This is a genomic window from Pseudomonas sp. A1230 (assembly GCF_044218825.1).
GTDB lineage: Bacteria > Pseudomonadota > Gammaproteobacteria > Pseudomonadales > Pseudomonadaceae > Aquipseudomonas > Aquipseudomonas iridis.
This window is the reverse complement of sequence record NZ_CP162582.1, coordinates 498,144-520,444: the sequence shown is the minus strand read 5'-3', so window position 1 is coordinate 520,444 and position 22,301 is coordinate 498,144. Positions and strand designations below refer to the sequence as shown.

Below are 22,301 nucleotides of genomic sequence, written 5' to 3'. Positions count from 1 at the left end.
GCCCCCGTTCGCGGGGCCGCGGCACAGGAGTTTCCCATGCTCTTACAACGCATTTTCGCTTCGGTGCTATTGCTGGCCTGTGTCGGCCTGGCACTGATGGCGTGGCCGTACCAAGCGGCTTTTTCCTACGAACCGGTGGGCCCGCGCGCCTTCCCTCTGCTGATGCTCGGCCTGATGGGCACAGCGCTGCTGTACATGGTGTTCCGCCCGACGCCGATCGAACACACTGAAGACGAGCCGCCACTGGATCGCCAGACCCTGACCAAGATCTGCATCTGCGTCGTGCTGTTGCTGGTGTTCGCCGGCCTCTTCGAACCGCTGGGCTTCATTCTCAGCAGCATGCTGATCGGCATTCCGATGGCGCGCCTGTATGGCGGTCGCTGGATGCCAAGCGTCGTGGTGACCACCCTGATGGCCATCGGTCTTTACCTGCTGTTCGACCGTGTGATGGACGTTCCGCTGCCCCTCGGCCTGCTCGACGTTCTGGAGAACTGATATGGATACTCTTGGCTATTTGGGTCAGGGCTTCGGCGTCGCGCTGAGCCCCTACAACCTGGTGACCGCGCTGTGCGGCACGCTGATCGGCACCGTTGTCGGCCTGTTGCCGGGCCTGGGCCCGATCAACGGCGTGGCGCTGCTGATCCCGATCGCATTCGCCCTCGGCCTGCCGCCGGAGTCGGCATTGATTCTGCTGGCGGCGGTGTATCTGGGCTGCGAATACGGCGGCCGGATCAGCTCGATCCTGCTGAACATTCCAGGCGAAGCTTCCACCGTGATGACCACCCTCGACGGCTACCCGATGGCCCGCAAAGGCATGGCCGGTGTGGCGCTGTCGTTGTCGGCGTGGAGTTCGTTCATCGGCGCCTTCATCGCCACCTGCGGCATGGTGATGTTCGCCCCGCTGCTGGCGAAATGGGCGATTGCCTTTGGCCCGGCGGAATACTTCGTGCTGATGGTGTTTGCGATTGTCTGTCTCGGCGGCATGGCCGGTGATCGACCGTTGAAGACATTTATTGCGGCGTTGATCGGTTTGTTCCTGTCGACGGTCGGCATCGACGCCAACAGCGGCGTGTACCGTTTCACCGGCGATAACATTCACCTGACCGACGGCATTCAATTCGTCGTGCTGGTGCTGGGCCTGTTCTCGATCAGCGAAATTCTGTTACTGCTGGAGAAAACCCATCGCGGCCAGGAAGCGGTGAAAGCCACCGGTCGAATGATGTTCAACTTCAAGGAAGCGGCATCGGTGTTCACCGTGAACATCCGTTGCGGCCTGCTCGGGTTCATCATGGGCGTGTTGCCGGGTGCCGGTGCGACGCTGGCCAGTGCCGTGGCCTACATGACCGAAAAACGCATCGCCGGTACCAGCGGCAAGTTCGGTGAAGGCGATGCCCGTGGCCTGGCCGCCCCGGAAACCGCCATTGGTGCTTCGGCATGTGGCGCACTGGTGCCGATGTTGACGCTGGGCGTTCCGGGTTCGGGGACCACGGCGGTGATGATCGGCGCGCTGTCGCTGTACAACATCACTCCGGGGCCGCTGCTGTTCCAGCAACAACCGGACATCGTCTGGGGCCTGATCGCTTCGTTGTTCATCGCCAACATCATGCTGGTGATCCTCAACATTCCGATGATCCGCATCTTCACCCGCATCCTCGCCGTGCCGAACTGGGCACTGGTGCCGGTCATCGCGATCATCACCGGCATCGGCGTCTACGCGGTACACGCGACCACCTTCGATCTGTTCCTGATGGTCGGCATCGGCATCTTCGGTTACATCCTGCGCAAGCTCGACTTCCCGTTGTCGCCGGTTCTGCTGGGGTTCATCCTCGGTGGTCTGATGGAGCAGAACCTGCGTCGCGCGCTGTCGATCTCCAACGGCGCACTGGAAATCCTCTGGTCGAGCCCGATCACCTTCGGGGTCTGGGTACTGACCGCGATCATGTTGCTCGTGCCGCTGCTGCGCATCTGGCGCAAACGTTCGGTCGCTCGGCGCGCTATCGCCGATGTTTGATCGGCTGTCGCTAAAGTCCTGGTGGGGAACCCCGCTGGTCGGTCTGCTTGGCGGTTACCTCGCCAGCCAGATCGGCTGGCCGTTGCCGTGGATGGTCGGCTCGTTGCTGGCGATCATCCTCGTGCGCTGCCTGACCCCGTGGCAACTGACGGAAATCCCAGGCGGGCGCAAATGCGGCCAGTGGATCGTCGGGATCGGCATTGGCCTGCACTTCACCCCGGTGGTGATGGAGCAGGTGCTGAGTCATTTCGGTTTGATCTTCTTCGGTGCGCTGGTCACCAGTTTGTCGGCGGTGGTTGGCGTGTGGTTGATGCGCCGCACCGGTGAGGACCGCGCCACGGCGTTTTTCTCCAGCATGCCCGGTGGCTCCGGGGAGATGGTCAACCTCGGCGCACGCAACGGCGCGATGCTCAGCCATGTCGCGGCGGGGCAAAGCTTGCGGGTATTGGTGGTGGTGCTGTGTGTGCCAGCGGCGTTCAAGTATTTGCTTGGCGACGGGACGCCAATTTCTCATGCCGGCAGCGTCGATTGGCGCTGGCTGGCGATTCTGTTTCCGGCGGGCGCCCTGCTCGCCTGGGTCTGGCAGCGTCTGCGCCAACCCAACCCGTGGTTGTTCGGGCCGTTGCTGGTGAGCGCGACGGTGAGCATCGGCTGGGATCTGCACATCGGCTTGCCCGATGGCGGCAGTCAGATTGGCCAATGGTTGATCGGCAGCGGATTGGGTTGTCACTTCAACCGGCAGTTTTTCAGGCGTGCGCCGTCATTCATGGGCCGCACATTGATCGGCACGGCACTGACCATGTTGATCGCAACCCTGGCGGCGTTGGGACTGAGCGCTTTAACGCATCTGGACCTGCGTTCGCTGACGCTGGGCATGATGCCCGGTGGTATCGCAGAGATGAGCCTGACGGCGGAAACCCTGCAACTGTCGGTGCCGCTGGTGACGGCGATGCAGGTGATGCGGCTGTTGTTTGTGCTGTTTCTGGCGGAGCCGTTGTTCAAGTACTGGAATCGTAATCCCGAGTAAGACCGAGTTGACTTCATCGCTGGCAAGCCAGCTCCCACAGATTATGTGCACACCGCAAAACCCTGTGGGAGCTGGCTTGCCAGCGATGGGGCCCTTCAGGCCAACATCAAACGGGCGGCAACCGCCACTCAATCGGCGTCTCGCCATTCTGCTCAAGAAACTTGTTGGTCCGGCCGAAGTGCCCGCATCCCAGAAAGCCACGATAAGCCGACAGCGGCGACGGATGCACCGAGGTCAGCACCAGGTGCTTGGTCGCATCGATCAGCTTCTGCTTGCTCTGCGCATGAGCGCCCCACAGCATGAACACCAGATGCGGCTGCCGCTCGCTGACCAGTTCGATGATCCGGTCAGTGAAAAACTGCCAGCCCTTGTCCTTGTGCGCATTGGCGTTGGCGCGCTCCACGGTCATGGTGGTGTTGAGCATCAACACGCCCTGATCCGCCCAGCTTTGCAAGTAACCGTGGCTGGGGATGTCGATGTTCAGGTCGCGCTTCAACTCTTTATAGATGTTGACCAGCGACGGCGGCGCTGGCACGCCCGGTTGCACCGAGAAACACAAGCCGTGGGCCTGGCCCGGGCCGTGGTAGGGGTCCTGGCCGAGGATCACCACCTTCACTTTATCCAGCGGTGTGGAGTTCAGCGCATTGAAAATCAGCGGCCGTGGCGGATAGATTTCCTTGCCGGCCGCCTGCTCCTGCTGCAGAAAGTTGCGCAACTCTGCCATGTAAGGCTGGTCGAATTCAGCACGCAGTGCCTCCTTCCAGCTCGGTTCGAGTTTGATACGGTCGTCAGCAGTCATGGTCATACCCGGCAAAAACAATGGGGCGAACCCTAGGAAAGCCGGCCACGCTTGTCAATTGATCTGACGCAGATCCGGCACTTTCCCACGCAGCGATCATACTGATCGTTCAAATTTCCGATCGAGGTCACGATGAATCTGCACTTCGAAGAACTCTGCGGCACCGCCGGCGCCCGCATCGGTATCGCCAGCCTGGATGCTGAAAAATCGCTCAACGCGCTGTCGCTGCCGATGATCAACGCGCTAGGCGACAAACTGAACGCCTGGGCCAAAGACCCGCAAATCGTCTGCGTGCTGTTGCGCGGCAACGGCGCCAAAGCCTTCTGCGCTGGCGGTGAAGTGCGCAGCCTGGTGGAAGCCTGTCGCGCGCATCCCGGCGAAGTCCCACCGCTGGCAGCACAGTTTTTTGCGGCCGAATACCGATTGGATTACAGCCTGCACACCTATCCGAAACCACTGATCTGCTGGGGCCACGGTTATGTGCTGGGCGGCGGTATGGGTTTGTTGCAAGGCGCCAGTACGCGGATCGTCACGCCGAGCAGCCGTCTGGCGATGCCGGAAATCAGCATTGGGCTGTATCCGGATGTCGGCGCCAGTTGGTTCCTGGCACGGTTGCCGGGCAAGCTCGGTCTGTTCCTCGGATTGACCGGCGCGCACATGAACGGCCGTGACGCGATCGATCTCGATCTGGCCGACCGCTTTCTGCTCGACGAGCAACAACCGGAGCTGATTGAAGGCCTGCTGCAACTCAACTGGCAGGAACAGACCGCCATGCAACTCAACAGCCTGCTCAAGGCCTTGCAGCAGGAAGCTGCGGCGCAAATGCCCGAGGCGCAGTGGCTGCCGCGTCGTCAGCAGATCGACGAACTGCTCGACGTCAGCGACGTGACCTGCGCCTGGAAAGCGATCAGCCTGCAGCGCGACAGCAGCGATCCGCTCATCGCCCGGGCAGCAAAAACGCTTAGCGAAGGCTCGCCGCTGACCGCCCATCTGGTCTGGGAACAGATTATCCGCGCACGGCACCTGTCGCTGGCTGAAGTCTTCCAGATGGAATACACCCTGAGCCTCAATTGCTGCCGGCATCCGGAGTTCAGCGAAGGGGTTCGGGCGCGGTTGATCGATAAGGATCAGAAACCGCACTGGCATTGGCCGGACATCAGCAGCGTGCCGGATGCGGTGGTTGAGGCGCACTTTCACAAGGTGTGGGAGGGGCGGCATCCGTTGGCGGATTTGACGGCTTACTGACTAAATCGCAGGCACAAAAAAGCGGCGCATCATGCGCCGCTTTTGTTGGCGGGTCAGTTACCAGCGATTGCCACGTCCGTTGTGGTCGCGTCGACCGCTGTGGCGGTCGTAATTGCCGCGACCGCGGTGGTCGTTGTCCCAACCGCCGCGACGGTGGCCGTCCCAGCGACCCCGATCATTACCGTGCCAGCGACGGCTCTCGTAGTACCGCGGGGCCGGTTGATAATAGCGCGGCGCCGACTGGTAATAACGCGGTTGCTGATAGTAACGCGGCGCTGGCTGGTAGTAGCGCGGGGCCGAGTAATACGTGCCGCCAGTGTTGTAGTACGCCGGTGCGGGTGATGTGTAGACCTCAGACCTGTAATAAGTGTCCGCGTACGAATACGGGGCACAACCGGTGACGGAAAACATCAACGCAGCAAGCAGAAGAATTCGTCGATACATGGCGGCCTCCTGGACCGCGGGTAGCCACACCAGCGACGCTGGCAGGCGTCAGTCTTTTATTCGGTGACTGACGAAAGATCAGACATCGATTTCCGAATCTGGTGCGATTCCGCAACAAGTTGAAACAAGTGATTATTAAACGCCACTATCCCCTTCAGGAGTGAATTTCCTCGCGATAGCGATTCACCGGCCAAATCGACGTTGACTGACCTGCTGCATTCGCGAGTAAGCTCGCTCCCACAAGGCCCTGCGCAATTTGCACGACTACAGGAACGAACATTCGCGTCGCCCATGGAGCAGTTATTTCCGCACAGTGCCACTAGAATGCTGCCATCGGGCCATTATCAACGGAACTGCCATGCCGCTTCGTTCTCCGCTGTACTCCCAACGTTCGTTGGTACTGACGCTGATCGCCCTGCTCGGCGCTGGCTTCCTCGCCACCTCGCTGCTGAGCTACTACGCCTCGCGCGCCTCGATCCGCGACAACATCGTCAACACCGAGTTGCCGCTGACTTCCGACACCGTCTATTCGGAAATCCAGAAAGACCTTGTCAGACCTATCCTGATTTCCTCGATGATGTCCCGCGACACCTTCATGCGCGATTGGGTGGTGAACGGTGAGCAAAACCCCGAGCAGATGACCCGTTATCTCAATGAGGTCATGACCCACTACGGCGCCTACACCGCGTTTTTCGTCTCCAATACCACCCTCACTTACTACCACGCCAAAGGTGTGCTCAAGCAGGTCAGCGTCGATGAGCCGCGCGACGCCTGGTACTTTCGCGTGAGGGACATGGAAGATCCGTACGAGATCAATGTCGACCCGGATCTGGCCAACAAGGACAACCTGACGTTCTTCATCAATTACAAGGTCTACGACTACCACAACCGCTTCATTGGCGCGGCCGGCGTCGGTCTGACCGTGGACGCGGTGATCAAACTGATCGACAAGTATCAACAACGCTATCAACGCAGCGTTTACTTCGTCGACACCTTCGGCCGACTGGTACTGACCGGTGCCGAAGGCGGGCCTGAAGGCGCGCATATCGGGCAAAGCCTCGCTGAAGTCGACAGCATGAAAAGCCTGGTCAGCCTGTTACCCAAACCCCACAGCGGCAGCTACGAGTATTCGACCCATGGCCAGGGGCACTTCCTCAACGTGCGGTTTATTCCGGAACTCAACTGGTACCTGTTTGTTGGTAAACGCGAGGATGGCGCGCTGATTGAAATCCGCCAGTCGCTCTATCTCAATCTGCTGATCTGTCTGCTGGTAACGTTGATCGTGTTGGCGCTGCTCAATCGCGTGATCAAACGGTTTCAATCGAAGATCCAGGCCCAAGCCACCCTCGACAGCCTTACCGAACTGCCGAACCGCCGCGGTTTCGACCTGCTTGCCGCTCAGGCATTGCACGAAGCGCAGCGTGAAACCAAACCGCTGACGGCGCTGCTGCTGGATCTCGATCACTTCAAGGTGTTGAACGACACTTATGGTCACATGGCCGGCGATCAAGTGTTGATCGGGTTTGCGCGGGATCTGCAAAGTTGCCTGCGCCATGCCGACATCGTTTGCCGCTGGGGCGGCGAGGAGTTCATCGTTTTGCTCAAGGACACCGACGGCGACACCGGCCAGAAAATTGCCGAGAAGATTCGCCAGCACATCGAACAACAGGAATATGCCTACAACGGCAACGCCCTAAATCTGACGGTGAGCATCGGCGCCACCACCCTGCAGCGCGATGACACCTTGCACAGTCTGCTGTCGCGGGCCGATCATGCGATGTACCGGGCCAAACAAACCGGCCGCAATCGCACCTGCGTGGAAATGCCTCACTCGACCTATGCCTGAATCTGACGTTAAACCCGACCTCTGCCCGGCCTGCGGCGCCCGCAACGATTGCAGCCTGGCTGACCCGCGCACCGCCGACCGCGCCTGCTGGTGCTACGGCGTGAGCATTGATCCGGCGGTGCTCCAAGCCTTGCCGCCAGCACTGCGCGACAAATCCTGCCTGTGCCCGCGATGCGCGCAGGTCGAGGCGCAACTGCAAGCGGCCGGTCAGCCGATCCCGTAAGATGCGTGCCCCTTGATCCGTTGAAACCTGAACATGCGCGTCGACCGCTTCCTCAGCAATCTGCCCCGCTACAACCGTAAGCAGGTTCGCCTGTTGCTGGTGGAAAAGCGCGTGCGCGTTGACGGAAAAGTCGTCAGTGACCCGCACAGTGAAGTTCTTGAATTCAGCTGTGTCGAAGTCGATGACGAAGTGCTGCAACTCGGCAAACCGGCGCGCTACTTCATGCTGCACAAGCCACCGGGCTGCGTCAGCGCCACTCGCGATCCGCAACATCCGACCGTGCTCGACCTGATCAACGAACCGGACAAGGATGAGCTGCACATCGCCGGGCGCCTGGACTTCAACACCACCGGGCTGATGCTGATCACCAACGACGGCGCCTGGTCGCGGCGCCTGACCCAGCCGCAAACCAAATTGCCAAAGGTCTATTACGTCGAGACCGAGCAGGAAATCGGCGCGCAATATGCGAGCACGTTTGCTGAAGGCATCTACTTCGCCTTCGAAGACCTGACCACGCAACCTGCGCAGCTGGAGCTACTCGGATCACGCTCGGCACGCCTGAGCATCGTCGAGGGCCGCTACCATCAGGTGAAGCGCATGTTTGGCTTTTTCAACAACAAAGTGCTGCGTCTGCACCGCGAATCCATGGGCCCGCTGCGGGTCGATGACGCGCTAAAACCGGGCGAGTATCGCGCTTTGCGCACCGAAGAGATTCATTTGTTCTAAGCACCCGACCGCTCAGCAGAAGTTGTCGAACAATTTACCTGCGGCACTTGCGCGATCCTGCTCCCCCTGCTTGAATCAGGACGTCGGCCGAAATGTGACCGATGAGTCACACCATACCTCTAAGAAACTTTTTGCCGGTCGTCAGCCCTCAAGGGCTGCGCCTCAGCCGGCAGACTGCCCGCCAATAACAATACCCGTCGACCGTAGTCATGGATCGACATGGGCCAAGCAAATTCCAGGCGTATGCCTACCTGTCACAAAGCTCGTGCAATGTCTATTTGCGCGCATACCCGCTTGCTTGCCAGGAGTCTTATGACATGAGGCCAGAAATCGCTGTGCTGGATATACAGGGTCAGTATCGGGTTTACACGGAGTTCTATCGCGCAGACGCCGCAGAAAAAACCATCATTCTGGTCAACGGCTCGATGGCCACGACTGCGTCGTTTGCACAAACCGTGAAAAATCTGCACCCGCAATTCAACGTGGTCTGCTACGACCAGCCCTACGCGGGCCGGTCAAAAGCCCACAACCGTCACGAGAAACATCTGACAAAGGACGTTGAAGGGCAAATTCTGCTGGAGCTGATCGACCACTTCGCCGCCGAACACGTGCTGTCGTTCTCCTGGGGCGGCGCCGCGACACTGGTTGCCCTTGCTAACCAGCCAAGACGCATCGAAAAAGCGGTGATCAGCTCGTTTTCGCCGGTGATCAACGCGCACATGCTTGATTACCTCGAGCGCGGCGTCGATTACCTCGGCCAGCGTGACGGTGATCGAGTCGGGCATCTGGTCAACAGCACTATCGGCAAACACCTGCCGTCATTGTTCAAACGCTTCAACTATCGCCACGTCAGCAGCCTGGCCGAGCACGAATACGGGCAGATGCACTTTCACATCAGCGACGTGCTGCACAGCGATCGTCAATGCTATTTAAACGCGGCGAAGAAGATCAACGTGCCGGTACTGTTTCTCAACGGTGAATGGGACGAATACACCGCCGCCGAAGATGCGCGTCTGTTCGGCAACCACGTGGCACAGAGCACCTTCACCACCGTGCAAGCCACCGGGCATTTTCTCGACATGGAGCACAAGGCTGCGTGCCGGGACAGCCAGAACGCCTTGCTGGGCTTTTTGAAACCGGCACCGCAGGCGAGCCGAACGCGGTACTCGTTTGTTCAGGATCACCATGCATTGGCCATTTGAAAGAGCGTCATCGCGAGCGAGCCTGCCGGGCTAACCGTTTTGTTTACGCCCCCCGCAGTGCTCGCTCGCGATTGACCGATTCAGCGCTGTAATGCCTTGCGCAAAAAAGAAAAACTTCAAATTCCCCGCCGAGTCTGGTACAAAGTCAGCCGCTCTGAGCGGGTATAGTTTAATGGTAGAACAGTAGCTTCCCAAGCTTCCGACGAGGGTTCGATTCCCTCTACCCGCTCCACTAAAATTTTGTCTCACGTTGTTTTTTGACGGGAGATGCAGAACAGAAAAAACCGGCCTTGATGGCCGGTTTTTTTGTGCCCGAAAAAAGGTTACATCTGACATCTGAAACAACGCAAAAGCCTGCAACACACTCTCCATGCCTTCGTCACCTCCCTCTCTAGACTGCTTCAAACCACTGAGCGGATTAGCCGCGGATGACCGCTCGGTGAATACATTGTTGCCCCCAGATCACCGGTAGGTATAGTACCCACCAAGCACACCACAAGGAGGTGTTGTCAATAGCCGTTTTTTAATCGGTCAGCTCGTCGCAGACGGTTGGTATTTAGTGAGGATCAGAGGCAGTCACCACCACTTCAAGCATCCGACCAAGCCTGGACTGGTCACGGTGCCACATCCGACGAAAGATCTGCTGAAGAGAACGGCCATCAGTATTTTGAAGCAGGCGCTGCTTTGACTGGCTCAGCCAGTAACCATGGAGATCAACGAATATGCTCTATCCGATCGCGATTTCAATAGGTGATGAAGAACACGCCTGGGGCGTAGAGGTACCGGATATTCCCGGCTGTTTTTCGGCTGGCGACGATCTGGATGATGCCGTCGCCATGGCTCGCGAAGCCATCGAGGGGCATTTCGAGATTCTGGCCGAGGACGGCGCGCCCATTCCGGCTGCCAGTAAACTGGGGCTGCATGTGGCCAATCCGAAATACGCCGGATGTGCGTGGGCAGTGGTGGATATTGATGTCGTGAAGTACTTGGGAAAAGCCCAGAAACTCAACATCACGCTGCCTGGGCATTTGCTCAACCGTATTGATGAGTATGTCCTGCATCACCCGGAGGAGAAGAGTCGTTCAGGGTTTCTGGCTTCGGCTGCCTTGAAGGTGTTGCAGCAGGGCTGAGACGGTGATCGAGGCCGCCATTGGCGGCGTCGTGAATTTACAATGAAATCGTGCGCCAACATTACAGTTCTCCAACACTCAATCGGTTCTCACCTTGCGTCCGCGCCGCTAGCATTTCCCCATCGACCACCACCCTCCCCCTGCGCGGCCATCGACGAATACGCGTCATCACTTTCGAGGGAACCCCATCGCGGCCACTTTGCCGCTGACGACCGAACTCAAAAGAGCACTCCCAATGACTCAAAACATCTACGACGATCCCGAATTCTTTCAGGGCTACAGCCAGATGAACCGCTCAATCGGCGGCCTAGATGCCGCGCCGGAATGGCCTGCGCTCAAGGCGTTGCTACCCTCCATGCACGGTTTGCACGTGGTGGATCTGGGTTGCGGTTACGGCTGGTTCAGCCGCTGGGCCAGCGAGCACGGCGCGGCCAACGTGCTGGGGCTGGACGTTTCGGAGAAGATGCTGGAACGCGCACGCGAAACCACTTCGGCGACGAACATCCGTTACGAGCGCGCCGACCTGGAACAACTCGACTTGCCCGCGTGCAGTTTCGACCTGGCCTACAGCTCGCTGGCGTTGCATTACATCAAGGATCTGCCAGGACTGTTTGCTCACCTCTACGCAGCGCTGAAGCCGGGTTCGCATTTTGTGTTTTCCATCGAACACCCAATCTTCATGGCCCCGCGCAATCCCGGCTGGCTGATCGACAGCGAAGGTCGCAAGCGCTGGCCGCTGGACAGTTATCAGATTGAGGGGGAGCGAGTGACCAATTGGCTGGCCGACGGGGTGATCAAGCAGCATCGTACTGTCGGTACGTTGCTCAATTCACTGATTGGCGCTGGATTTACTATTCGTCATGTCAACGAGTGGGGGCCAAGCGATGAAGAAGTGGCGGCGCAACCAGCGCTGGCTGAAGAGCGGGAGCGGCCGATGATGATGCTGGTGGCGGTACAGCGCTAAGCCTGGAGGGACAATTTAAATGTGGCGAGGGACTTTGCTCCCTCGCCACAGGTTTTGAACGCGCCTTCAGCGCGTCGCCACAATAAACAACCGCGGAAACGGCAACAGCACCGAGCCATCCGCCAACGCCGGATAAGCCTTCTCAACCTCAGCCAGATACTGCTCCAGATACTGTGCCCGCTCGCTTTCAGTCAGCGGACTCAGAAACGGAATCAGCCCACTGCCCTTGAACCACTCGACCACCCCGGCAGCGCCATCCGACAGTTGATGGTGATACGTGGTGCGCCACACATCGACCCGCGCGCAGTGCGGTCGCAGCATCGAGAAGTACTCGCTGGCGCTCGCCATGTCCGTACGCTGCCCGGCAGCGTCAGCGAGTTTGCTTGCCCACGGGCCATTCGCCGCGACTTCACGCATCAAGCGGTGGGAGGGTTCATTGAGATTGTCCGGCATCTGAATTGCCAGACTGCCGCCCTTCGCGAGCTTGCTCGCCAGCGCCGGCAGCAACGCCGCGTGATCGGGTACCCATTGCAATACCGCATTGGCAAAGATCACATCGAAAGGGCCTTCATCGGCCCATCGATCAATCTCGGCGACATCGAACTGCAACTGCGGCAAGCGCTTGCGTGCGGCCGCGATCATGTCTGCCGAGCTGTCCAGCCCACTGACTGTCGCCCCAGAAAAACGCTGCACCAGCAACTCCGTCGAGTTACCCGGGCCGCAACCGATATCGACCACCGATCGCGCTTCAGCCGTGGGAATCGCCGCCAGCAGATCGCGGGCCGGGCGGGTGCGTTCATCTTCGAAAGCGACGTACTGTTTGGCGGACCAACTCATTGCGTTCTCCTGTCATGGCGAAAAGCGAGTGCTGACACGATACCGTTACCCACGAAAACTGGCTCCCCTACCAACGTCGCGCAGGCTTCCTGGATTTGTAAGTAGAATTTTCACCAAGCCGTCAGTGTCTGAATTTCAGGCACCACACAACAAGGAACACGGCTATGAAATTCGCGAAGATTTCCCAGAAGCTTGCCCTGTGGGCCGGCAGCCCCAAGACCTTTATGGGGGCGTTGATCCTGATCGGTCTGTGGGGAATGAGCGGGCCGATTTTCAGTTACAACGACACTTGGCAACTGATCATCAATACCTCGACGACGATCATCACGTTCCTGATGGTGTTCCTGATTCAGAACACGCAGAACCGTGATACCGACATCCTGCATTTGAAGATTGATGAATTGCTGCGGGTGACCAAAGAGGCGCAGAACGCGATGTTGGGGCTGGAGGCGCTGGATCTGAAACAACTGGAAGCCTTGCGCAGGCACTACCGGACGTTGGGCGAAGGTGAGGTTTTCAATCTTGAGGGGCTGGCCGAGCAGAACAAGCCGAAGCAGGATTTGAACGAGTGCTGACTTAAAAGCAAAAGATCGCAGCCTGCGCCAGCGCCTACACAAAGCACTGCCGAAGGCTGCGATCTTTTGATCTTTAACTCAAATCAGCGGCTGGCTTGCAGCGACCGAGCCATTTGCAGATGGTTTTGCAGTTTGGGCAAGGTCTCATCGGCGAAGGCTTTGATCTCCGGCACGGTGGTAGTTTGAGCCTCCTGCTGAATCTGCTGGATCGCCTCTTCAGTGGCTTTGACCTGACTGGCGGCGTACGCCTGATCAAAGGTTGCGCCGTCTTTCACTTCAGGAATCAGTTCCTTGGCCTTGTCGGCCATTTCTTCACGCGGCGCGACGGGCAGGTCGAGTTTTTTCGCAATCTTCGCCAAATGTTGATTGGCCGTGGTGCGGTCGTTGATGACGACGATGGTGAAATCCTTGACCTCTTTGGATTCGGTCTTCTGATGCGCCAAACGGCTGGCTTCGATGTCGGCCATGCCTTTGGCCGAAGCATCGTTGATGAATTCGGCAGGCGACTGGGCAAAAGCACTGCTGGCGAACAATCCCAACAGCGTGACAAAACTTAAACGACGTACCTGGGTGGCCATCCGGCTCATGGTCGCGCCCTCCTTCTTGCTGAATTCAAGCGGGAGCTTGCGCCCCCGCCTCTCAATCAAAACTACCTTCACCGACTACTTCGATTTCTGAGCAGGCTTGCGGCCCGTTTCTGTTTTCGCAGGCTCTTTATCGACCGTCGTCGTGGTGGTTTTCCCACCTTTGCGACCGGCTTCAGAAGCCTTCGTTCGATCGTTGGCGAAGTTTCCCGAGTTCGAGTTTCTTGAATTAGGCATGATTCTCTACCTCTTGGTATTGATCGTGGCGAGCAGGTGCCCGCCTAGATTGAGAATTTTCTCACCGGCAAAGGTTTAGAAAAGTTGCCATCGCTGCGACGAACGGCGAACCCGCGGTGCGCAGATCAAACCTTGTTCGGCATCAATCCCGGCAAAGCATGCAGTAGCGCATTGATGGCGAAACCGATGAACATTACGCCGCACAATCGAGTGATGAGCAGTTCGTGACGCTGGTACACCGTGCGCACTCGCTGCGCGCCCACCACACCAATCAGAATCGCGTAGGCGAGCAGTCCACCAAGGAAACTCAGGGCGATCAGCGCTGGCAACATCGACCAGTTGAGCAGCTCGGCGCGGCTCGACAGCAGCGCGGTAAACGTCGCCACCGCCACCGGATAGGCTTTGGGATTGGTCAGGCCGAACAAAATGCCGTGCCAGAAGGGATTGCGCGCCGCGCCCTGCGGTTGATCGTCACTGCGCCGTTGCGCACGCACTGCACGCCAACCGAGCCAGAACAGGTACAAGCCACTCAGTACGCCAAGCACATCAAACGCAGTGCTGCCGATTTCCCGTGCACCGACAATCGCGATCAGCGCGGTGCTGCACCACACCACATCGCCCAGCAAATGCCCGCAGAGAAACCCCGCGCCAGCACGCCGCCCATGCGCCGCGCCGATGCCGAACACCGCCAGTACGCCCGGCCCGGGCGTGATGCCGTAAATGAAACCCGAGGCCAGCACGGCCATTAGCAACGATGGAGTCATGGGTTACCTGCAAACGCGAGAATACGTGGCGGCCAGTCTATATCAGCGAAAACGGTCTGTTCACGGCGCGTCGTAAAAACGCATGCCGGCATACGGTTTTTGCCGACACGCCGCCAGCCGCGAAGCGAGATCGCCGACGTGAACTTCGAACTGATGGCCGTCAGGATCGAGAAAGTAGAAAGAAGCACCTTCGCTGCGGTTATCCCGCCATTGCTGAACGTCTGCCGCTTTTAGTCTCTGTACCAAAACCGGGAAATCCGCCGCGCTGAGGCTGAAGGCGTAGTGGGTGTAATCGCCGCACGCCTGGGCACTGCGTGTCGAATCAAGCGAAAGGCACAACCACAGCCCCGGCAGCGACAGATAGGCGCCGGTGTCCCACGTCGCTTCGACGCGCAACTGCAGCACATCGCGGTAAAACGCCAGGCTGCGACTCAGGTCGCTGACGGCGAGGGTCAGGTGGTTGAGGCCGGTGAGCATCGCTTCAGTAACCTCTGAGATCTTCAGGGACGCCGTATTGCTGGCCGTCGTAGGTCAACGTGATCCGGGCTTTCTTCAGGTGAGTGGTTTTGGAAACGCACTCGTTGCCCGACTTGGAGTCGTTCATTTTGCTGGCGCTGGTGGTGATGATCAAATCGGCGAAACCATGGTGACTCGATGGACCGATCTCGACACTCCTGCGGACCTCATTGGTATAGCCCTCGCAATCGCTCATGAATTCACCATTGTTTTTGTAGACCACCAAGCCTTCCAGAACCGGGCGCAGGTTGTTGCCTTCGCGGACGTACAACGCCAGATCGGTTTTTTCGTAGGGAATGGCATGGGAGCTGTGCACGAACTTCGAGCGCAGACCAAACGCGCGAACATTCGGCGCCAGTCGGTAGCGACCGGTATCAATGCGCAGGTCATCGAAGCGCACGGCATCGGAGTTGTAAGCGCCGGGTTTGCGGTAAGTGGCGATGGGATTTGCATTGCTGGCGTTGACGATCGACAGGTCCAGATCGAACACCCCGGCATCGTCGTCGCCGGGGTCGGCCAGGTACGTGGATTTGACCGCGATCGCCTGCGACGGAAAGGCTGGCCAGACGATGCAGCGTGACAGTGATTGGCCGTCGAAGGCCTTGGTTGTGCAGGCGGCCTGGGCTTGGGCGGTGATGGCCAGAATAGCGAGGGCGATAAGGAGTCTGGTAGGGGTGAGCATGGTTCTTCCTTGATAAGAGTCGTGTTTCAGCAGGTGAATCAGAGCCCCTTGAGGCCTGGTGGCAGGACGTAATTCTTTCCGTCGTAATGCAATATTGTCAAAACCGGTTGGCGTACAGTCGTCTTGTCTTCACACGCGTCGCCTTCAACCACACTTGTCGTGCCTTTTTCCTGGGTTTTGACGATTAAATCTGCATAGCCATAGGAGCTCGTTTTAGCGATATCGACGGTTCTTGAAATTTCAAAACGCTGTCCGGCGCAGTTGTCATCCCACTCGCCGCCATACTCATAAACCACCAACTGACGCAGGACAGGACGCAACGTCTCGCCCTCCTTCACGTAGAGCGACAGTTGATGTTCCTCCACGGGATTGAGACGAGAGCCGTTAGCGAGTGTTGCGCGGACACCAAAGGCTCGAAGTTCGGGAGCGAGTTTGTAGCGTGCCGTGTCGAGCGTCAGATCCTTCAAGTGGACGCCATCCATTACGAAAGCGGCGGCCTGGTGGTAAGTCGCAATCGGAGTCGGTTGGCCATCCTGCAACACGGACACGTCCAGATCGTGGGTGCCGAGCGCTTCGGTAGTGCCCGGCTCAAACCGCGTCGAGGCGCTGATGGTCAGCCCCGGGTAGGCCGGCCAAACCTTGCAGGCAGAGACATTCTCCCCCGCAACCGCTGGCGGCGTGCAAGCGGCAAACACCTGCCCCGCCATCAACCACCCGCTCAACACCACACACCCGATCAATCCAGACTTCAGTGTCACTTCCCGCTCCTTGCTAACTTTCAGCCGCGCACTATCCCCTGCTCAATCCTGCGATTCAACCAATTCAACGCCTGATCCGCGCCCCGGCGCTTATGCCACGCCAGCACAAATGTGAACGGCGGAATCTCGAACGGTGGCGGCACGACGACAAGTTCGCGCGGGTCAATATCCCGCAAGCCCCGTGACGACACCGTAAGAATCAGATCCGTACCGCTGATGAACTGTGGCGCGACGTTCCAGTGCGGCAGGCTGATGGCGACGCGGCGGCGCTCACGCAGTGACGTTAACGCGCGTTCGATTTCCGGCGTGCCGCTGCCCCGCATTTCCAGCAACACATGCGGGCGAGAAAGGTAGGTCGGCAGATCCAGAACGCCGTCGGCAGGCAAACTGGCGCGATCCAGCAGGCACACGTAGCGCTCTTCAAACAGCAGCGTGCTGCGCAATTCGTTGGGCATTTCCGGGAACACGCCGGCGGCCACGTCGATATCGCCGTTGAGCACCCCTTCCAGCATGCCTTCGCGACTGGCGTGGCTGATTTGCAAGTCGATGCCTGGCGCTTCGCGGCGCAAGGTACGGATCAGCGTGGGCAGGATGATCGCCGCGCCGTAGTCAGACATCGCCACGCGAAAGGTGCGGCGCGCACTCGCCGGATCGAAGGTGTTGGGGGCCAGCAGCGACTGCACCTGGGCCAGCGCTTCGGCCAATGGCGCGACCAGCTCCAGGGCCCGCGCGGTGGGAACAAGGCCAGAGCCTGCGCGCACCAGCAATGGGTCACCAAGCAAGTCACGCAATCGCGCCAGCGCATGGCTGACCGCCGGTTGGCTGAGGTGCAGGCGCTCGGCGGCGCGGGTGTCGTGTTGCTCGCTGAGCAAGGCGTCGAGGATCACCAGCAGATTGAGGTCGATACGGCGCAGATCATTCATCTGGTGCATGTACTTGATGACAAAACGGAATTTAAATCTGCGCGACGAATAGCCTAGAGTCCAGCAAAACCTGTTGGAGGATGATCATGAGTACGTTGCAATGGGCCGGTATGCTCGCCCTGGCCGCTTTCGCCGGCGCCGTGGTGCCGTTTCAAAGTGCGATCAATAGCAATCTGGCGCGAGGGCTGGGGCATCCGTTGTGGGCGACATTGGCGTCGCTGCTGGTGAGTGTGCTGGTGTTGTTGCCGGTGATTCTGGCGTTGCGTTTGCCGTTGCCGTCAGTGGCGTTCATCAGCAAGGCGCCGTTGTGGATATGGGCCGGTGGCGCGTTCGGCGTGTGCTTTGTGGCACTGGCGGTGATGCTTTTGCCCAAACTCGGCGCGTCGGGATTTGTCGCGCTGGCGTTGGCCGGGCAGGTCATTGCCTCGATGGTGCTGGATCACTTCGGGCTGTTTGGTTTGATGGAAAAGCAGCTGACATTGCCGCGAGTATTTGGCGCGTTGTTGCTGATTGCGGGGGTGGTGTTGATTCAGTTTGGTGGGGTTTTCGAGAGGAATGTGGCGGTTGTTGGGTAACCTGAGAACTCAATAGATTTGCAGTGCCTGGTAATCAGTCTTCGCGAGCAGGCTCGCTCCCACAATTGAAATGCGATTCACTGTGGGAACGAGCCTGCTCGCGAACGGGCCGGTTTGACTGGATCGAAATTATCAGGAAAGCACTGACCTCAAAACGCGTTGCGGAAAATCTCCTCGATCTGCCGCTGATCCGCCGCGCGTGGATTGGTCAGCCCGCAAGCGTCTTTCAGGGCGTTGGTGGCGAGTACCGGAATGTCCGAGAGTTTCGCGCCCAGCTCCCGCAAGCCGCCCGGAATTTCCACGTCTCTGGCCAGGCAACGGATCGCCGTGATCGCCGCCTGAGCGCCCTCTTCCGGGCTCAAACCGTGAACATCGGCACCCATGGCGTGGGCGACATCGGTGAGCCGGTCGGCACACACCAGCGCATTGAACGTCTGCACATGCGGCAGCAGCACAGCGTTGCAGACACCATGAGGCAAGTCGTAGTAACCGCCCAACTGGTGCGCCATCGCGTGCACGTAGCCCAGCGACGCATTGTTGAACGCCATGCCGGCGAGGAACTGCGCGTAGGCCATGTTCTCCCGTGCGGCGAGGTCGCTGCCGTCACGCACGGCCAGACGCAGGTTGTTGCTGATCAGGGTCATGGCCTTCAGCGCACAGGTATCAGTGATCGGGTTGGCGGCGGTGGAGACGTAGGCTTCGATCGCATGAGTCAGGGCATCCATGCCAGTCGCGGCGGTCAGGCTCTTCGGCATCGCGACCATCAGCGCCGGGTCGTTGACTGACAGCAGCGGCGTGACGTTACGGTCGACGATAGCCATTTTCACGTGACGCGATTCGTCGGTGATGATGCAGAACCGAGTCATCTCGCTGGCAGTGCCGGCGGTGGTGTTGATGGCGATCAGCGGCAGTTGCGGCTTGCTCGATTGATCAACGCCTTCGTAATCGCGAATCTGCCCGCCATTGGTCGCACACAGCGCGATGCCCTTGGCGCAGTCGTGAGGCGACCCACCGCCCAGCGACACCACGAAATCACAATGACTTTCCTTGAGCAGGCCCAAACCGCACTCGACATTGGCGATGCTCGGGTTCGGTTTGGCGCCGTCGAAAATCACTGAATCGATGTCCTGCATCGCCAGTTTCTCCGCCACCATGCTCGCCACGCCGGCCTTGGCCAGGCCCACATCGGTGACGATCAGCGCCTTGCGAAAACCGTAGTTGCGGATCGCGACCATGGCTTCGTCGAGGCATCCATTGCCCATGATGTTGACCGCCGGAATGAAAAAGGTGCTGCTCATCGTGTGACTCCTGACTGGGGCCGAATCGACAGCTGCGATCCGACGGGTAAGCACAGGATCGACCGATCGGTCACGGCGTATGTTGATCTGGCTCAATGTCCGCTCGTGATAAAGTCACCGCCCATCAGCCCCTTTGTTTTGAGATGTGCCAAGTAATGAGCGATTTTCTGGATGTCGACGCCACCCTCGAAGACTGGAATACCCTGCGCGCCGCAACCGGCTTCAACGGTTTGCTGGTGGGCAACGGCGCCAGCCGGGCCGTTTGGGATGACTTCGGCTACGACTCGCTGTTCGAAAACGCCCGTACCGTGGAAGAAAAACCCCTGAGCGCGTCGGAGCTGGCGGTGTTCGACGCGATGCAGACGCACAGCTTCGAGCAGGTCCTCAGCGCCCTCAAAACCACCAGCCGGGTGAACAAGGCGCTGGCCGTCAGCTCGGCCGCACCGCGCAACCGCTACTACGCGATCAAGGAAGCATTGATCAACACCGTGCACGCCATTCACATTCCGTGGCGGCTGGTTCAGACCTCAACGCTCACTACGTTGAATGAAGAACTGGCGCGCTATCGCACGGTGTTCACCACCAATTACGACTTGCTCAACTACTGGGCGATCCAGCATCGCAGCGAGGCCATCGACGATCTGTTCAAGGGCGCCAACGCCAGTTTCGATATCAGCGAAACCGCTACGTCCAAACCGCGTTTGCTGTACCTGCACGGCGGCCTGCACCTGGTACGCAATCAGGATGGCACTGCGCGCAAACTGACCTCGACCGAGGGCACGCTGCTCGGCAGTTTTGCGATCAACAACACGATCAAGACGCTGGATGACGTACCGCTGTTCATCACCGAAGGGCCGAGCGCCGACAAGCTCAAGACCATTCGCAGCTCGGATTACCTGTCGTTCTGTTACGAGCAGTTATTGGGCCACAGCGACAGCCTGTGCATCTTCGGCCATGCCTTGGGCGAGCAGGACAGCCACATTATCCGGGCCCTGCGCCTGGCAAAACCGAAGGTTGTGGCGATCTCCATTTATCCGCGCAGCGCGGCGTTCGTTCAGCATCAGAAGCGCCACTACGCGAAGGTGTTTGAGGGGACGGGCGCGCAGTTGCGCTTTTTTGATGCGAAGACGCATGCATTGGGCAGTCCAAAGCTGTCGGTGCCCGTCGAGGTTTGATGTAGCCAGGACTGACGCCTTCGCGAGCAGGCTCGCTCCCACAGGGATTCTGGTTGGATCAGATCGTGTGGTGTGACCCATGACACTGTGGGAGCTGGCTTGCCAGCTCCCACAGGCATTTGTATTGGATTGGAAAGTGGAGTCAGAGGACCGGCAGGGTCTTGTCCTTGATGGTCTTCGTCGGGCCATTGGCCTTGACGCTGGCAATGCCTTTGTCACACGCCGCATCCGAGGAGTAGGCCTCGCTGCTGCCGATGACCTGATGATTGGCCGCTTTTAGATTGAAATACGGATGACCATCCTTGGTGGACTTTTTCTCATAGCGCTCATCCAGCGGACTGTTGGTCTGCACTGACGCAATGCCGCCGTCGGCTGCTGCGCGGGTGGTGTAGAGCTCGCTGGTGAGAATGGTTTCGGCGTTGGCAGCCTTGAGTACAAACCTGAACTGGCCGTTGCTGCTTTTACTCACTTCGTACCATCCGGACATGCTCGTGTCTCCTTGGCGGTTGAGAGGTTTCGCGCTTCAGAGTAAAGACCAACCTCAGACTTCTGTCGCCTGTACTGACGCCATCGCTGGCAAGCCAGCTCCCACAGAGTCCGGGTCGTTCACAAAATCCTTGTACCGCACACAGAACCTGTGGGAGCTGGCTTGCCAGCGATGGCAGCGACTCGGCATGAGTTATTTCACCACCGCCCGCACCACCGACAATGCCGGCGAATCCACCCGCCGCTGACTCAGATACCGCGTGCAACTCACCCGCAAGAACGACGCAAAATTGACCACCTCACCGCGGTAATCCATCACCTCTTCATACAGCTTGGCGATCAGTTGATTGGTGGTCATGCCGTCGATCTCGGCGATTTCGCCGAGGATGTCCCAGAACTGATTCTCCAGGCGCAACGTCGTCACCACCCCGCAGATACGCAGCGAGCGAGAGCGCGATTCATAGAGGATCGGGTCGGCCTTGACGTAGAGCTCGCACATGGACGAAACCTCGTTACAGGGTGATTTGGGTGCCCAGCAAACCGAGGAAACCGGCCAGCCAGTTCGAATGCGCCGGCCAGGCTGGCGCAGTCGCCAGATTGCCTTGAACGTGGCCGTCCGTCACCGGAATGTCGATGTACGTGCCGCCCGCCAGTCGTACCTCAGGCGCGCAGGCCGGATAGGCGCTGCACTCGCGACCTTCAAGAACGCCCGCCGCTGCCAGCAACTGCGCGCCGTGGCACACCGCTGCAATCGGTTTGCCGGACTTGTCGAAGGCACGCACTAGATCCAGGACTTTTTCGTTCAGACGCAGGTATTCCGGAGCACGACCGCCAGGGATCACCAGCGCGTCGTAATCGGCCTCACTGGCACTGGCGAAATCGAAATTCAGGGCGAACAGGTGACCGGGTTTTTCGCTGTAGGTCTGGTCACCTTCGAAGTCATGGATCGCGGTGCGCACGGTCTGGCCTGCGGCTTTGTCCGGGCAGACCGCGTGGACGGTGTGCCCGACCATTTGCAGGGCCTGGAACGGCACCATCACTTCGTAGTCTTCGACGTAATCGCCGACCAGCATCAGGATTTTTTTCGCGGCCATGGTGAGGACTCCTCTGGGAAATGCTTGGGAGTATTGAAGGTAGACCTTATCTGTCGGGGCGGGTAACAACCGGCTACTACGCCTGACGCGCCAGGCAGTTTGTACACGAACACCTGTAGGAGCTGCGGCACGCTGCGATCTTTTGACTCTGGTTTTGTAGCAACAAGATCAAAAGATCGC

28 protein-coding genes and 1 tRNA gene are annotated in these 22,301 nt (G+C 59.1%); 15 read left to right on the top strand and 14 right to left on the bottom strand.

Annotated features, from left to right (window positions below):
* The first annotated feature begins 36 nt into the window (after positions 1-36).
* Genes AB4P97_RS02460 through AB4P97_RS02450 form a run of 3 tightly spaced genes read left to right on the top strand, consistent with a single transcriptional unit; the run spans position 37 to position 3,038 of the window.
* The gene (locus AB4P97_RS02460) at positions 37-495 is read left to right on the top strand and encodes a tripartite tricarboxylate transporter TctB family protein (protein ID WP_042558057.1); all 459 of its coding nucleotides are present in this window, start codon (positions 37-39) and stop codon (positions 493-495) included.
* A gap of 1 nt (position 496) precedes the next feature.
* The gene (locus AB4P97_RS02455; RefSeq protein WP_042558056.1) at positions 497-2,011 is read left to right on the top strand and encodes a tripartite tricarboxylate transporter permease; all 1,515 of its coding nucleotides are present in this window, start codon (positions 497-499) and stop codon (positions 2,009-2,011) included.
* Positions 2,004-3,038, top strand: a complete 1,035-nt coding sequence (locus tag AB4P97_RS02450) for an AbrB family transcriptional regulator (RefSeq protein ID WP_042558055.1) — start codon at positions 2,004-2,006, stop codon at positions 3,036-3,038. The genes AB4P97_RS02455 and AB4P97_RS02450 overlap by 8 nt, the downstream gene beginning before the upstream one ends.
* A gap of 106 nt (positions 3,039-3,144) precedes the next feature.
* Here the strand turns inward: AB4P97_RS02450 and ung are convergent, their stop codons facing one another.
* Entirely contained in the window at positions 3,145-3,837 is a 693-nt protein-coding gene (gene ung / locus AB4P97_RS02445; RefSeq protein ID WP_042561972.1) for a uracil-DNA glycosylase, read from the bottom strand.
* 132 nt (positions 3,838-3,969) lie between these two features.
* On the opposite strand from ung, the gene AB4P97_RS02440 reads away from it, so the two are divergent.
* Positions 3,970-5,082, top strand: coding sequence for an enoyl-CoA hydratase/isomerase family protein (locus AB4P97_RS02440; RefSeq protein WP_042558054.1), 1,113 nt, complete (start codon positions 3,970-3,972; stop codon positions 5,080-5,082).
* Positions 5,083-5,139: 57 nt separating this feature from the next.
* Here the strand turns inward: AB4P97_RS02440 and AB4P97_RS02435 are convergent, their stop codons facing one another.
* On the bottom strand, positions 5,140-5,526 hold the full coding sequence (locus tag AB4P97_RS02435; RefSeq protein ID WP_042558053.1) for a hypothetical protein: 387 nt from the start codon (positions 5,524-5,526) through the stop codon (positions 5,140-5,142).
* 358 nt (positions 5,527-5,884) lie between these two features.
* Here AB4P97_RS02435 and AB4P97_RS02430 point away from each other — a divergent pair, with 358 nt between their 5' ends.
* The 8 genes from AB4P97_RS02430 (at position 5,885) to AB4P97_RS02395 (ending at position 11,617) form a co-directional block, all read left to right on the top strand.
* Entirely contained in the window at positions 5,885-7,372 is a 1,488-nt protein-coding gene (locus AB4P97_RS02430; protein WP_042558052.1) for a sensor domain-containing diguanylate cyclase, read from the top strand.
* Positions 7,365-7,595 carry a cysteine-rich CWC family protein gene (locus AB4P97_RS02425; protein WP_042558051.1) on the top strand — a complete coding sequence of 77 codons (231 nt, stop codon included), beginning with the start codon at positions 7,365-7,367 and terminating at the stop codon, positions 7,593-7,595. The genes AB4P97_RS02430 and AB4P97_RS02425 overlap by 8 nt, the downstream gene beginning before the upstream one ends.
* A gap of 33 nt (positions 7,596-7,628) precedes the next feature.
* Positions 7,629-8,321 carry a pseudouridine synthase gene (locus tag AB4P97_RS02420; protein ID WP_395602032.1) on the top strand — a complete coding sequence of 231 codons (693 nt, stop codon included), beginning with the start codon at positions 7,629-7,631 and terminating at the stop codon, positions 8,319-8,321.
* A gap of 317 nt (positions 8,322-8,638) precedes the next feature.
* The gene (locus tag AB4P97_RS02415; protein ID WP_047300062.1) at positions 8,639-9,523 is read left to right on the top strand and encodes an alpha/beta fold hydrolase; all 885 of its coding nucleotides are present in this window, start codon (positions 8,639-8,641) and stop codon (positions 9,521-9,523) included.
* Positions 9,524-9,681: 158 nt separating this feature from the next.
* Positions 9,682-9,755 (top strand) — tRNA-Gly (locus AB4P97_RS02410).
* 294 nt (positions 9,756-10,049) lie between these two features.
* Positions 10,050-10,211, top strand: a complete 162-nt coding sequence (locus AB4P97_RS02405) for a type II toxin-antitoxin system HicA family toxin (RefSeq protein ID WP_395602973.1) — start codon at positions 10,050-10,052, stop codon at positions 10,209-10,211.
* A 34-nt stretch (positions 10,212-10,245) separates the two neighbouring features.
* Positions 10,246-10,653, top strand: coding sequence for a type II toxin-antitoxin system HicB family antitoxin (locus AB4P97_RS02400; protein ID WP_210622149.1), 408 nt, complete (start codon positions 10,246-10,248; stop codon positions 10,651-10,653).
* Positions 10,654-10,888: 235 nt separating this feature from the next.
* Entirely contained in the window at positions 10,889-11,617 is a 729-nt protein-coding gene (locus AB4P97_RS02395) for a bifunctional 2-polyprenyl-6-hydroxyphenol methylase/3-demethylubiquinol 3-O-methyltransferase UbiG (RefSeq protein ID WP_042558046.1), read from the top strand.
* Between the two features lie 66 nt (positions 11,618-11,683).
* On the opposite strand, the gene tam is transcribed toward AB4P97_RS02395, so the two are convergent.
* A complete protein-coding gene (tam, locus tag AB4P97_RS02390) occupies positions 11,684-12,454 on the bottom strand; it encodes a trans-aconitate 2-methyltransferase (RefSeq protein WP_395602031.1) in 771 nt (256 codons plus the stop codon).
* A gap of 164 nt (positions 12,455-12,618) precedes the next feature.
* Between tam and AB4P97_RS02385 the strand changes: the two genes are divergently transcribed.
* Entirely contained in the window at positions 12,619-13,029 is a 411-nt protein-coding gene (locus AB4P97_RS02385) for a low affinity iron permease family protein (RefSeq protein ID WP_115147667.1), read from the top strand.
* 83 nt (positions 13,030-13,112) lie between these two features.
* Here AB4P97_RS02385 and AB4P97_RS02380 read toward each other — a convergent pair whose 3' ends face one another.
* The 7 genes from AB4P97_RS02380 to AB4P97_RS02350 form a co-directional block, all read right to left on the bottom strand.
* Complete coding sequence (locus AB4P97_RS02380) at positions 13,113-13,616, bottom strand: DUF4142 domain-containing protein (protein ID WP_042558043.1); 504 nt, start codon at positions 13,614-13,616, stop codon at positions 13,113-13,115.
* A gap of 75 nt (positions 13,617-13,691) precedes the next feature.
* Complete coding sequence (locus AB4P97_RS02375) at positions 13,692-13,850, bottom strand: KGG domain-containing protein (protein WP_080762009.1); 159 nt, start codon at positions 13,848-13,850, stop codon at positions 13,692-13,694.
* A 125-nt stretch (positions 13,851-13,975) separates the two neighbouring features.
* On the bottom strand, positions 13,976-14,614 hold the full coding sequence (locus tag AB4P97_RS02370; protein ID WP_395602030.1) for a LysE family translocator: 639 nt from the start codon (positions 14,612-14,614) through the stop codon (positions 13,976-13,978).
* 60 nt (positions 14,615-14,674) lie between these two features.
* Positions 14,675-15,091 (bottom strand): fosfomycin resistance glutathione transferase, encoded by a 417-nt coding sequence (fos, locus tag AB4P97_RS02365; protein WP_395602029.1) that lies wholly within the window; start codon positions 15,089-15,091, stop codon positions 14,675-14,677.
* 4 nt (positions 15,092-15,095) lie between these two features.
* Entirely contained in the window at positions 15,096-15,812 is a 717-nt protein-coding gene (locus AB4P97_RS02360) for a hypothetical protein (protein WP_395602028.1), read from the bottom strand.
* Positions 15,813-15,850: 38 nt separating this feature from the next.
* Positions 15,851-16,570 carry a hypothetical protein gene (locus AB4P97_RS02355; RefSeq protein WP_115147664.1) on the bottom strand — a complete coding sequence of 240 codons (720 nt, stop codon included), beginning with the start codon at positions 16,568-16,570 and terminating at the stop codon, positions 15,851-15,853.
* 20 nt (positions 16,571-16,590) lie between these two features.
* Complete coding sequence (locus AB4P97_RS02350; RefSeq protein ID WP_395602027.1) at positions 16,591-17,502, bottom strand: LysR substrate-binding domain-containing protein; 912 nt, start codon at positions 17,500-17,502, stop codon at positions 16,591-16,593.
* Between the two features lie 77 nt (positions 17,503-17,579).
* On the opposite strand from AB4P97_RS02350, the gene AB4P97_RS02345 reads away from it, so the two are divergent.
* Entirely contained in the window at positions 17,580-18,068 is a 489-nt protein-coding gene (locus tag AB4P97_RS02345) for a DMT family transporter (RefSeq protein WP_395602026.1), read from the top strand.
* A 149-nt stretch (positions 18,069-18,217) separates the two neighbouring features.
* On the opposite strand, the gene yiaY is transcribed toward AB4P97_RS02345, so the two are convergent.
* Positions 18,218-19,366 carry an L-threonine dehydrogenase gene (gene yiaY, locus AB4P97_RS02340; RefSeq protein ID WP_042558037.1) on the bottom strand — a complete coding sequence of 383 codons (1,149 nt, stop codon included), beginning with the start codon at positions 19,364-19,366 and terminating at the stop codon, positions 18,218-18,220.
* 155 nt (positions 19,367-19,521) lie between these two features.
* Between yiaY and AB4P97_RS02335 the strand changes: the two genes are divergently transcribed.
* Positions 19,522-20,541 carry a DUF4917 family protein gene (locus tag AB4P97_RS02335; RefSeq protein WP_395602025.1) on the top strand — a complete coding sequence of 340 codons (1,020 nt, stop codon included), beginning with the start codon at positions 19,522-19,524 and terminating at the stop codon, positions 20,539-20,541.
* A 142-nt stretch (positions 20,542-20,683) separates the two neighbouring features.
* On the opposite strand, the gene AB4P97_RS02330 is transcribed toward AB4P97_RS02335, so the two are convergent.
* The 3 genes from AB4P97_RS02330 to AB4P97_RS02320 form a co-directional block, all read right to left on the bottom strand.
* Positions 20,684-21,028: a YegP family protein gene (locus AB4P97_RS02330; protein WP_042558035.1), complete on the bottom strand. Its 345-nt coding sequence runs from the start codon at positions 21,026-21,028 to the stop codon at positions 20,684-20,686.
* A 192-nt stretch (positions 21,029-21,220) separates the two neighbouring features.
* Positions 21,221-21,526 (bottom strand): ribbon-helix-helix domain-containing protein, encoded by a 306-nt coding sequence (locus AB4P97_RS02325; protein WP_047300051.1) that lies wholly within the window; start codon positions 21,524-21,526, stop codon positions 21,221-21,223.
* 13 nt (positions 21,527-21,539) lie between these two features.
* Entirely contained in the window at positions 21,540-22,121 is a 582-nt protein-coding gene (locus AB4P97_RS02320) for a DJ-1/PfpI family protein (RefSeq protein WP_395602024.1), read from the bottom strand.
* Between the last annotated feature and the right edge of the window lie 180 nt (positions 22,122-22,301).

Bases quoted from the DNA above. Each gene is read 5' to 3' on its own strand.
- AB4P97_RS02345 (WP_395602026.1), top strand. From the start codon at position 17,580: ATGAGTACGTTGCAATGGGCCGGTATGCTCGCCCTGGCCGCTTTCGCC.
- AB4P97_RS02400 (WP_210622149.1), top strand. From the start codon at position 10,246: ATGCTCTATCCGATCGCGATTTCAATAGGTGATGAAGAACACGCCTGG.
- AB4P97_RS02335 (WP_395602025.1), top strand. From the start codon at position 19,522: ATGAGCGATTTTCTGGATGTCGACGCCACCCTCGAAGACTGGAATACC.
- AB4P97_RS02395 (WP_042558046.1), top strand. From the start codon at position 10,889: ATGACTCAAAACATCTACGACGATCCCGAATTCTTTCAGGGCTACAGC.
- AB4P97_RS02380 (WP_042558043.1), bottom strand. From the start codon at position 13,616: ATGAGCCGGATGGCCACCCAGGTACGTCGTTTAAGTTTTGTCACGCTG.
- AB4P97_RS02385 (WP_115147667.1), top strand. From the start codon at position 12,619: ATGAAATTCGCGAAGATTTCCCAGAAGCTTGCCCTGTGGGCCGGCAGC.
- fos (WP_395602029.1), bottom strand. From the start codon at position 15,091: ATGCTCACCGGCCTCAACCACCTGACCCTCGCCGTCAGCGACCTGAGT.
- AB4P97_RS02320 (WP_395602024.1), bottom strand. From the start codon at position 22,121: ATGGCCGCGAAAAAAATCCTGATGCTGGTCGGCGATTACGTCGAAGAC.
- yiaY (WP_042558037.1), bottom strand. From the start codon at position 19,366: ATGAGCAGCACCTTTTTCATTCCGGCGGTCAACATCATGGGCAATGGA.
- AB4P97_RS02370 (WP_395602030.1), bottom strand. From the start codon at position 14,614: ATGACTCCATCGTTGCTAATGGCCGTGCTGGCCTCGGGTTTCATTTAC.
- ung (WP_042561972.1), bottom strand. From the start codon at position 3,837: ATGACTGCTGACGACCGTATCAAACTCGAACCGAGCTGGAAGGAGGCA.
- AB4P97_RS02440 (WP_042558054.1), top strand. From the start codon at position 3,970: ATGAATCTGCACTTCGAAGAACTCTGCGGCACCGCCGGCGCCCGCATC.
- AB4P97_RS02435 (WP_042558053.1), bottom strand. From the start codon at position 5,526: ATGTATCGACGAATTCTTCTGCTTGCTGCGTTGATGTTTTCCGTCACC.
- AB4P97_RS02450 (WP_042558055.1), top strand. From the start codon at position 2,004: ATGTTTGATCGGCTGTCGCTAAAGTCCTGGTGGGGAACCCCGCTGGTC.
- AB4P97_RS02460 (WP_042558057.1), top strand. From the start codon at position 37: ATGCTCTTACAACGCATTTTCGCTTCGGTGCTATTGCTGGCCTGTGTC.
- AB4P97_RS02375 (WP_080762009.1), bottom strand. From the start codon at position 13,850: ATGCCTAATTCAAGAAACTCGAACTCGGGAAACTTCGCCAACGATCGA.
- AB4P97_RS02350 (WP_395602027.1), bottom strand. From the start codon at position 17,502: ATGCACCAGATGAATGATCTGCGCCGTATCGACCTCAATCTGCTGGTG.
- tam (WP_395602031.1), bottom strand. From the start codon at position 12,454: ATGAGTTGGTCCGCCAAACAGTACGTCGCTTTCGAAGATGAACGCACC.
- AB4P97_RS02425 (WP_042558051.1), top strand. From the start codon at position 7,365: ATGCCTGAATCTGACGTTAAACCCGACCTCTGCCCGGCCTGCGGCGCC.
- AB4P97_RS02330 (WP_042558035.1), bottom strand. From the start codon at position 21,028: ATGTCCGGATGGTACGAAGTGAGTAAAAGCAGCAACGGCCAGTTCAGG.
- AB4P97_RS02455 (WP_042558056.1), top strand. From the start codon at position 497: ATGGATACTCTTGGCTATTTGGGTCAGGGCTTCGGCGTCGCGCTGAGC.
- AB4P97_RS02325 (WP_047300051.1), bottom strand. From the start codon at position 21,526: ATGTGCGAGCTCTACGTCAAGGCCGACCCGATCCTCTATGAATCGCGC.
- AB4P97_RS02360 (WP_395602028.1), bottom strand. From the start codon at position 15,812: ATGCTCACCCCTACCAGACTCCTTATCGCCCTCGCTATTCTGGCCATC.
- AB4P97_RS02430 (WP_042558052.1), top strand. From the start codon at position 5,885: ATGCCGCTTCGTTCTCCGCTGTACTCCCAACGTTCGTTGGTACTGACG.
- AB4P97_RS02420 (WP_395602032.1), top strand. From the start codon at position 7,629: ATGCGCGTCGACCGCTTCCTCAGCAATCTGCCCCGCTACAACCGTAAG.
- AB4P97_RS02415 (WP_047300062.1), top strand. From the start codon at position 8,639: ATGAGGCCAGAAATCGCTGTGCTGGATATACAGGGTCAGTATCGGGTT.